The sequence below is a fragment of the Streptomyces sp. NPDC086077 genome, from assembly GCF_040686175.1.
GTDB lineage: Bacteria > Actinomycetota > Actinomycetes > Streptomycetales > Streptomycetaceae > Streptomyces.
In genome coordinates this window covers 1-8751 of sequence record NZ_JBFBJT010000217.1, presented here as the reverse complement: position 1 = coordinate 8751, position 8751 = coordinate 1, and the positions used below count along the sequence as shown (strand labels likewise).

Here is an 8751-nt window from a genome sequence, read left to right as displayed (position 1 = left end):
GCTTCCGGTAGTACGGCCGAATATTTCTGCTTCCAATGCGGAACTGAGCAAGGCCCTCTCAGTATGTGTGACGTTTGCGGAGTCCCTACACCTGAGAACGATGGAATGCGTCTCTGCAGTTCCTGTTTCGATGCAAAGCTCGAGAGGTTCTGATAAAAAAAGTAGTGAGCACGAAAGGGCTGCCCCACGCCGATATGGCCTGCACCCCGCCGGCGTGACACTCCGCCTACTTCGCGTCCTGATGCATGAAGCCGATCACCCAACAGTCGCAGGCTGACAAGCAACCTTGGACGAGCCTCAGCCAGGGGACCACCTCCAAAAGGTCTATGAACAAGGCTTGACATGGATCAAGCCGTCCTTCCTGTGGATGATGTACCGCTGCGGCTGGGGCACGAAGGCGGACCAGGAGACCGTCCTCGCCGTCGAGATCACCCGCGAAGGCTTCCTCTGGGCCCTGCGGCACGCCTGCCTCTCGCACCACGTGCCCGGACTGCACGCCGGCAAGGACGTGTGGCGGGAACAGTTGCGCTCGGCGGCCGCGCGCGTGCAGTGGGACCCGGAGCGCGATCTGCGGCTCGCCCCGCTGCCGCACCGGTCGCTCCAGCTGGGACTGGCGGGGGAGGCGGCGGAGCGGTACGCGGACGAGTGGATCGTCGGGATCGAGGACGTGACGCCGCTCGCCAGGGAGGTGCACGGGCTGGTGCGGGCGGGCGAACTCGCGCGTGCGGAAGCGCTGTTGCCGCGGGAGCCGCCGTATCCGCTGGACGAGGGGGCGCTCACGCACCTGCTCCCGGAGGCGCGGCACGACGCGTCCTCCGGGTGAGCGCCCTTCCAGGTGGCTTCCTTCGTTGCCTCAGTTGCCTCCGCGCAGGCGCTGGAGGGCCGTCGGCGCGGGTCTGGCGGGCAGGAAGCCTGTGGGCGCACGGGCACCGCACGCCGACGAGGACCACGTCCTGCGGCACGAACAGGGAGAGGCAGTCGTCGAGCCGCCAGTCGGCGCTGAGGATGTGGTCCATGACGACGTTGTCGCCGGCGGCGGCCATGCCGGCGACCGCGCGGTGGTAGCCCCGCCAGGTGCGGTGCAGGACGGTGTCGAGCTCGTCCGACGGCACGGGGACGCGGGAGCGTATCGCGTGGAAGGCGTCGGCCGGCATGTGGAAGTACGGCTCGTCGAGGATCCGCAGCAGCTCGGTCGCGATGCTCGGCTTTCCCGAACTGGACGTGCCGTTGAGGAAGATGATCAGGCCACGGCGCGGTGGCACATCGGTGAGATGTCGCATGTACGGTGATGAGCCCCGGTCCTGTTCTCAGGCCGCCTCGATGATCGCGCCGCGGATCGCCGCGGCCCACTCGACGACCAGCAGCTCGTACTCCGCCCGCTCCTGTGGTGACAGCGAGCCGCCCGCGCGCGTCCACAGGGCGCGGATCTGCTCGTTCACCTCGGCAGCGGAGCGCGCTGAACCAGGGGTCACGGAATCGGGGAACATGCGAGCAAGCGTAGGGGCAGGCACTGACGCTGCGCTACCGGGCGGCTACTCATCCCGTATGGGCTTGCTCACGGCCGACGGAATCCGACCGCGTGCGGCGACCGTCGGCTCCCAGGTCACATCGTCGGCTCACGGGCTCACAAGAAAACGGCCCCCGGGGAGTCCCCGGGGGCCGCTCGCTCAGCCGCCTGCTGATTCGGCGGCGTGTGGACTCAGCACGCCGAACGTGACCAGAACGATGATCACGATGCCCAGCGCGATGCGGTACCAGACGAACGGCATGAAGCTCTTGGTCGAGATGAACTTCATGAACCAGGCGATGACCGCGTAGCCGCTGACGAAGGCGATCACCGTGGCGAAGATCGTCGGCCCCCACGACACATGGCCGCTCTCCATGGCGTCCTTGAGTTCGTACCCGCCCGAGGCGAGCACCGCCGGGATGGCGAGCAGGAAGGAGTAACGGGCCGCCGCCTCGCGCGTGAAGCCCATGAAGAGGCCGCCGGTGATGGTCGCGCCGGAGCGGGAGACGCCCGGGACGAGCGCCATGGCCTGGCAGAGGCCGAAGATCAGGCCGTCCCGCACGCCCAGTTCCTTGAGCGACTTGCGCTCCTTGGCCGCCCGGTGCCGTCCGCCGGTCTCGTCACGCGCGGCTATCCGGTCGGCGATGCCCATGATCACGCCGACCACGATCAGCATGGTGGCGGTGATGCGCAGATCGCGGAAGGGCCCGACGATCTGGTCCTTGAGCGTCACGCCGAGCACGCCGATCGGGATCGAGCCGACGATCACCAGCCAGCCCATCCGCGCGTCGTGGTCACCGCGCCACGCCTTGTCGTAGAGCGAGCGGGTCCACGCCGACAGAATGCGGCCGATGTCCTTGCGGAAGTAGATCAGCACGGCTGCCTCGGTGCCGATCTGGGTGATCGCCGTGAAGGCGGCACCGGGGTCCTCCCAGCCCGAGAAGGCCGCGGTCAGGCGCAGGTGTGCGCTGGAGGAAACGGGAAGGAACTCGGTCAGCCCCTGGACGAGTCCGAGGATGAGTGATTCAAACCAAGACATGAAGTTACGGAGTCCAAGTGCCGATCGTGGAACGGACGGAGGACACACCTAGCCCCCGCGCGCGGTGATCGGGTGTGTTGAGGGGCAGCGTAGCGCCCCCTGTCGACACGGCCGACACAGGGGTTTCCCAGGGGATCGGCGGTGCTCCGCCGGGGGTGTTGACCGGCCGTTGAGCCGGGCTTACGTTGCAGACCGGGGAAAGCGCTTGCTGCATGCCGCGCTCGCCACACGCCCAGGACCCCGGAGGAGTGCTGATCAGGTTCATGCCCACATCCGCGACCTCGGTGCCATCGGCGGCCGAGACGACGTTCCGCGACGGACGCGTCCTCGGGCCGGACGGTGAGGGGCCGGGCCTTATGGGCCGGCAGGCGCCCTGGCTGGCGTACTCGGGCGAGCACGACGGCGTCGACGGCCACGCCACCCTCGTGTTCGCGCACGCCCCGGAGAACGACCACACCGGTGCCGGCGGCGCCCACCCCGCCCACTGGTTCGTCCGCAACGAGCCGTTTGCGGCCGTCGCCCCCTCCTGGGCCTTCCACGACGAACTGGAGCTCGCGCCGGGTGGCACCCTCACCCGCCGCTACCGGGTCGTCGTCGCCGACGGTGCCTGGGAACGCGACGAGATCGCCAAGTACCTGGAGGCGCACCCGTGGTGACCACCGAAGGACTGACGGGGCCGTTCACCGGCCTGCCGGGCGGCGTCGCCGTGTCGCACCTGACCGTCTACGACTGGCCGGCGGCGGACGGGGTGTGCGGCGGAACTCCGCATCTGCACCTGACCTGTTCGGAGGCGTACGTCGTCACCGGCGGCCGGGGCGCGGTGCAGACGCTCACGACGTCCGGCTACGAGGTCACGCCGCTCGCGGCCGGCACGGTCGCCTGGTTCACGCCGGGCACGATCCACCGGCTGGTCAACGACGACGACCTGCGCATCACCGTGCTGATGCAGAACAGCGGACTGCCGGAGGCGGGGGACGCGGTGCTCACCCTGCCGCCGGAGTACCTGGCCGACCCGGAGACGTACGCCGCCGCCACCACGATCCCGGCGGACGCGCCCGCCGCCGAGCAGGAGCGGGTGGCCCGTGCCCGGCGCGATCTCGCCCTCGAGGGCTACCGCGCGCTGCGCGCGTCCGGCCCTGAGGCGCTGGCGGAGTTCCACCGGGCCGCGGGAGCGCTCGTCCGGCCCCGGTTGGCCGAGTGGCGGGAGCGCTGGCGGCGGGGCGCCGAGGCGGCCGCCACGGCGACGGGGGAGCAGCTCGACCGGCTGGGGCGGGGTGACGTGTCGCACCTCGCGGCGGCCGTCGTCAGGTCCGAACGGCCCGTGACACGCGGGAAGTTCGGCATGTGCGGGCGGCTGGACGCCTACCCCGGCGAGTAGACCGGGCTACGCCGCCGTGGGGCCGGTGACGGTCCAGCCCGGGGACCGGGGATGTGGGGTCAGGTCTCCGTGCCGGACCGGGTCGCCGCAGGACCGGCAGGTGACCTGCGGGACCAGTTCGTGGCCGCAGCTGTGTTCGAGGACCATGGGGCGGTCGTCCTCGCGCAGATGGCGGTCGCCCCAGTCCATGAGGGTGAGCAGGACCGACTGCAGTTCGAGGCCCGCCTGGGTGGGCCGGTACTCGAAGCGCTGGGGGCGCTCGCTGTAGACCCGCTTGGTGAGGATCCCGGCGTCGACCAGGCGGCGCAGCCGGGTGGCCAGGATGTCGCGCGGGACGCCGATGTTGCGCACGAGCTGGTCGAAGCGGCCGTTGCCCAGGAACACCTCCCGCAGCACGAGCAGCGAGTACTTCTCGCCGACGAGCGCCAGGGTGTCGGCGATCGAGCAGGGGCGCGGGTCCTTGGTGGCGGCCATACGGCCAAGTCTAGGTGAGGGTTTGATTTTCCAACCTACGGGGCTATCGTGAGTTGGAATTTCCTACTCACCGGTAGTCGACCCGGTGCCCGCTCCGGCGGCCAAGGAGGCCCGCAGCATGCGTGACGCAGTCATCGTCGAAGCCGTACGCACCCCCATGGGCAAGGGCAAGCCGAACGGCTCGCTCGCGCACGTCCACCCCGTCGAACTCCTGGCCCACACCCTGCGCACCCTCGTCGAGCGCTCCGGCGTCGACCCGGCGCTGATCGACGACGTCATCGGCGGCACCGTCGACCAGGTCGGCGAGCAGGCCATGAACACCACCCGGTACGCCGTGCTGTCGGCGGGCTTCCCGGAGACCGTCCCCGCGACCACCGTGGACCGGCAGTGCGGCTCCTCCCAGCAGGCCGTGCACTTCGCGGCGCAGGGCGTGCTGTCGGGCGCGTACGACATGGTGGTCGCCTGCGGTGTCGAGTCCATGAGCCGCGTGCCGATGTGGTCCAACGTCCCGCCCGGCAAGGACCCGTTCGGCCCCGGCGTCGCCCGGCGCTACCCGGAGGGCCTCCTCCCGCAGGGCATCAGCGCCGAGCTGATCGCCGCCAAGTGGTCCATCACGCGCGAGCAGATGGACGCCTTCGCCGTCTCCTCGCACCGCAGGGCCGCCGCGGCCTGGGACGGCGGCCTGTTCGACGCCGAGGTCGCGCCCGTCGACGGCGTCGCGCGGGACGAGTGCGTACGGCCGGGCAGCACCACCGAAATCCTGGCCGGCCTCAAGCCCGCGTACCACGACCCCGCCTTCGCCGAGCGCTTCCCGCAGATCGAGTGGAACGTCACCGCGGGCAACGCCAGCCCCGTCAACGACGGCGCCTCCGCCGTGCTCATCACGTCGAGCGAGACCGCCGCCCGCCTCGGCCTGCGCCCCCTGGCCCGGCTGCACAGCTTCGCCGTCACCGGCTCCGACCCGCTGCTGATGCTCACCGGCGTCGTGCCGGCGACCGGGAAGGTGCTGCGCAGGGCCTCCCTGACCCTGGACGACATCGACCTGTTCGAGGTCAACGAGGCCTTCTCCAGCGTCGTGCTCGCCTGGCAGCAGGAGACCGGCGCCGACCTGGCCAAGGTCAACGTGCACGGCGGCGCCATCGCCCTCGGGCATCCGCTGGGCGCCAGCGGCACCCGGCTGACCACCACGCTCGTGCACGCCATGCGGGAGCGTGGCGCGCGCTACGCCCTGCAGACGATGTGCGAGGCGGGCGGACTGGCCAACGCGATGATCCTGGAAGCCCCGTAGGCCCTCCGGCCGCGGGTCAGCCGCGCAGGTGGTGGCGTTTGCGCCACGCCACCACCGCGCCCGCCAGGCCCGGAACGGCGATGGCGGCCATCGCGATCAGGAACACCGGCGACGTCGGCGTGGAGGCCCGGGCGCCGGCGACGACGTACGCGGCGGTGTTCGGCAGCGAGCCGAGCGCCGTCGCGAGCAGGAAGGGCAGCCAGCCCATCTTCGAGACGGCGGCGCAGTAGTTGGCGGCCCAGAACGGCACGCCCGGGAACAGCCGCACCGCGAGCATCGAGCGGAAGCCGTGCCGGCTGAACTGCCGGTCCACGGTCTTCAGGAACTTGCCGCGCAGCAGCGGCCGCAGCGCGTCCTGGCCCAGGAGCCGGCCCAGCCCGAAGGCGATCCCGGCGCCGATCACCGAACCGGCGACCGCCGCGGCGATGCCCAGTTCGGAGCCGAACAGCGCCCCCGCCGCCAGGTTGAGCAGGGGCCGCGGCACGAACGCCACGGTGATCACGCCGTACGCGACGGCGAAGATGAGAGCCGCCACGACACCGCCGAGTTGCGGCGGCCAGCCGTGCGCGAGCAGCCGCTGCGGCTCGAAGAGCAGCACCGCCGCCCCGGCCCCGACCAGCAGGGCGACGAGCACGGAGAAGCGGGCCCAGGGCGACAGCAGAAGTCTGACGCAGCGGGCGGCGAGGCCGAGACGGACGGCCGCGGCACCACCGGAGACGGGGACGACGGCGGCGAGTTCGGTGGCGGTCACCGCGAGTTCGGTGGCAGTGGCCCGGGGAGAGGCCGGTGCGGTGCCCCCAGAGCGGTTGTGGGCATCGAGCATTGGGCGACACTAACCGACGGATATGTGTGATCGCCGTATGGTTCGTCTCATGAGCGTCACAGGTGCGCGAACGGCGGGTGTCCCGAGCAGCCGACTCGCCGACACGTTGCTGCCGCGGCTCACCGCCGCCTACACCGCCGCGGCCGACCCGGCGCGCGCGGCGCCCATGCGGGCGTACATGAAGGACGTCGCGCCCTTCCTCGGCCTGACAACGCCCGTGCGCCGCGCCCTGTCCCGCACGGTCGTCGAGGGCACGCCCCGCCCGGACGAGGCCGACTGCGCCGCGGTGGCGCTGCGTTGCTGGCAGTTGCCCGAGCGCGAGTTCCACTACTTCGCCGTCGACTATCTGCGCCGTCATGTGAGCCGCTGCTCGTCGGGTTTCCTGCCGGTTGCCCGGCGGCTCGTCACCACCGTCCCGTGGTGGGACACCGTCGACCTGCTCGCCGCCCATGTGGTGGGCCCGCTGGTGGCCGCCGATCCCGGACTGAAGGCCGACATGGACGCCTGGATCCTGGACGACGACCTGTGGGTCGCCCGGACGGCCCTGCTCCACCAACTGCGCTACAAGGAGCGCACCGACAGCGAACGCCTCTTCTCCTACTGCCTGCGCCAGTCCGGGCACCCGGACTTCTTCGTCCGCAAGGCGATCGGGTGGTGCCTGCGGGAGTACGCCAAGACCGACCCTGACGCCGTACGCGACTTCCTCGCGCGGGAGCGGGGGCGGTTCGCGCCACTGTCGGTGCGGGAGGCGCTGAAGAACGTCGGGCCCTGACCCGGTGCCGCCGAACTGCCCGCCGCGATAAATCGGTCGACGCGCCCGGCGGCGTCGGCGAGTATCGACGTCATGTTCCGGCACGCCTTCCACCTCGCAGCATCCGCGGTCGCGGATGCCCCGAAGGCTGCCGTCCTGATCCTCCTGGCCGCTGTCGACGGCGCCCGAAGCTGACCCTCCCCGGAAAGTCCGGCGGACCCCGCAGGGGGAGGGTCGGCCGGTCACCGGGGTCCCCGTCACCATCGAGACGCTTCGAGGTATCGCCATGCCCAAGACGGCTTACGTGCGCACCAAACCGCACCTGAACATCGGCACCATGGGTCACGTCGACCACGGCAAGACCACCCTGACGGCCGCCATCACCAAGGTGCTCGCCGAGCGCGGCACCGGCACGTTCGTGCCCTTCGACCGGATCGACCGCGCCCCCGAGGAGGCGGCGCGCGGCATCACCATCAACATCGCGCACGTCGAGTACGAGACCGACACCCGGCACTACGCCCACGTGGACATGCCGGGCCACGCCGACTACGTCAAGAACATGGTCACCGGCGCGGCGCAGCTCGACGGGGCCATCCTCGTCGTCTCCGCGCTCGACGGGATCATGCCGCAGACCGCCGAGCACGTGCTGCTCGCCCGGCAGGTGGGCGTCGACCACATCGTCGTCGCCCTCAACAAGGCCGACTCCGGCGACGAGGAGCTCATCGACCTCGTCGAGCTGGAGGTACGCGACCTGCTCACCCAGCACGGGTACGGGGGCGACTCCGTACCGGTCGTACGGGTGTCCGGGCTGCGGGCGCTGGAGGGCGACCCCCGGTGGACCGCGTCCGTCGAGGCGCTGCTGGACGCGGTGGACACGTATGTGCCCATGCCGGAGCGGTACCTGGACGCGCCGTTCCTGCTGCCGGTGGAGAACGTGCTGACCATCACCGGGCGCGGCACGGTCGTCACGGGGGCCGTGGAGCGCGGCACGGTCCGGGCCGGTGACCGGGTGGAGGTGCTGGGGGCCGAGGTGTCGTCCGTCGTCACCGGCCTGGAGACGTTCGGCAAGCCGATGGACGAGGCGCAGGCCGGGGACAACGTGGCGTTGCTGCTGCGTGGCGTGCCCCGGGACGCCGTGCGCCGGGGGCATGTGGTCGCCGCGCCCAACAGTGTGGTGCCGCGACGCCGGTTCTCCGCGCAGGTGTACGTGCTGTCGGCGCGTGAGGGCGGGCGCACCACGCCGCTCTCCACCGGGTACCGCCCGCAGTTCTACATCCGTACCGCGGATGTGGTGGGCGACATCGACCTCGGTGAGGTGGCGGTCGCACGCCCTGGGGAGACGGTGACGATGAGCGTCGAGCTGGGGCGGGAGGTGCCCCTGGAGCCCGGCCTCGGCTTCGCGATCCGCGAGGGCGGCCGGACGGTCGGCGCCGGCACCGTGACGGCCGTGGACTGAGGCCGTCGCAGGATTGCGGGGTCGCCTTCCGGAGC

11 protein-coding genes are annotated in these 8751 nt (G+C 71.1%); 6 read left to right on the top strand and 5 right to left on the bottom strand.

Annotated features, from left to right (window positions below; translation table 11 throughout):
• Nucleotides 1-286: 286 nt before the first annotated feature.
• Complete coding sequence (locus AB0O67_RS34865; RefSeq protein WP_365459290.1) at nucleotides 287-823, top strand: DUF4291 domain-containing protein; 537 nt, start codon at nucleotides 287-289, stop codon at nucleotides 821-823.
• Here the strand turns inward: AB0O67_RS34865 and AB0O67_RS34860 are convergent.
• The 3 genes from AB0O67_RS34860 to AB0O67_RS34850 form a co-directional block, all read right to left on the bottom strand.
• Complete coding sequence (locus AB0O67_RS34860; RefSeq protein WP_365459287.1) at nucleotides 777-1280, bottom strand: chloramphenicol phosphotransferase; 504 nt, start codon at nucleotides 1278-1280, stop codon at nucleotides 777-779. The two genes, AB0O67_RS34865 and AB0O67_RS34860, sit on opposite strands and share 47 nt — an antisense overlap.
• A 27-nt stretch (nucleotides 1281-1307) precedes the next feature.
• Complete coding sequence (locus AB0O67_RS34855; RefSeq protein ID WP_365459284.1) at nucleotides 1308-1487, bottom strand: hypothetical protein; 180 nt, start codon at nucleotides 1485-1487, stop codon at nucleotides 1308-1310.
• A 180-nt stretch (nucleotides 1488-1667) separates the two neighbouring features.
• On the bottom strand, nucleotides 1668-2546 hold the full coding sequence (locus AB0O67_RS34850; protein ID WP_365459281.1) for an undecaprenyl-diphosphate phosphatase: 879 nt from the start codon (nucleotides 2544-2546) through the stop codon (nucleotides 1668-1670).
• A gap of 263 nt (nucleotides 2547-2809) precedes the next feature.
• On the opposite strand from AB0O67_RS34850, the gene AB0O67_RS34845 reads away from it, so the two are divergent.
• The gene (locus tag AB0O67_RS34845) at nucleotides 2810-3202 is read left to right on the top strand and encodes a DUF6807 family protein (protein ID WP_365459278.1); all 393 of its coding nucleotides are present in this window, start codon (nucleotides 2810-2812) and stop codon (nucleotides 3200-3202) included.
• Entirely contained in the window at nucleotides 3196-3924 is a 729-nt protein-coding gene (locus AB0O67_RS34840; protein WP_365459275.1) for a cupin, read from the top strand. The genes AB0O67_RS34845 and AB0O67_RS34840 overlap by 7 nt, the downstream gene beginning before the upstream one ends.
• 6 nt (nucleotides 3925-3930) lie before the next feature.
• On the opposite strand, the gene AB0O67_RS34835 is transcribed toward AB0O67_RS34840, so the two are convergent.
• A complete protein-coding gene (locus AB0O67_RS34835) occupies nucleotides 3931-4398 on the bottom strand; it encodes a helix-turn-helix domain-containing protein (protein ID WP_365459272.1) in 468 nt (155 codons plus the stop codon).
• Between the two features lie 118 nt (nucleotides 4399-4516).
• Between AB0O67_RS34835 and AB0O67_RS34830 the strand changes: the two genes are divergently transcribed.
• Nucleotides 4517-5686 (top strand): thiolase family protein, encoded by a 1170-nt coding sequence (locus AB0O67_RS34830; protein ID WP_365459269.1) that lies wholly within the window; start codon nucleotides 4517-4519, stop codon nucleotides 5684-5686.
• Between the two features lie 16 nt (nucleotides 5687-5702).
• Here the strand turns inward: AB0O67_RS34830 and AB0O67_RS34825 are convergent, their stop codons facing one another.
• Nucleotides 5703-6509, bottom strand: coding sequence for a TVP38/TMEM64 family protein (locus tag AB0O67_RS34825; RefSeq protein ID WP_365459266.1), 807 nt, complete (start codon nucleotides 6507-6509; stop codon nucleotides 5703-5705).
• Between the two features lie 49 nt (nucleotides 6510-6558).
• On the opposite strand from AB0O67_RS34825, the gene AB0O67_RS34820 reads away from it, so the two are divergent.
• Together AB0O67_RS34820 and tuf are read left to right on the top strand one after the other, a co-directional pair.
• On the top strand, nucleotides 6559-7281 hold the full coding sequence (locus AB0O67_RS34820) for a DNA alkylation repair protein (RefSeq protein ID WP_365459263.1): 723 nt from the start codon (nucleotides 6559-6561) through the stop codon (nucleotides 7279-7281).
• 265 nt (nucleotides 7282-7546) lie between these two features.
• A complete protein-coding gene (gene tuf / locus AB0O67_RS34815; RefSeq protein WP_365459260.1) occupies nucleotides 7547-8716 on the top strand; it encodes an elongation factor Tu in 1170 nt (389 codons plus the stop codon).
• Nucleotides 8717-8751 lie beyond the last annotated feature (35 nt).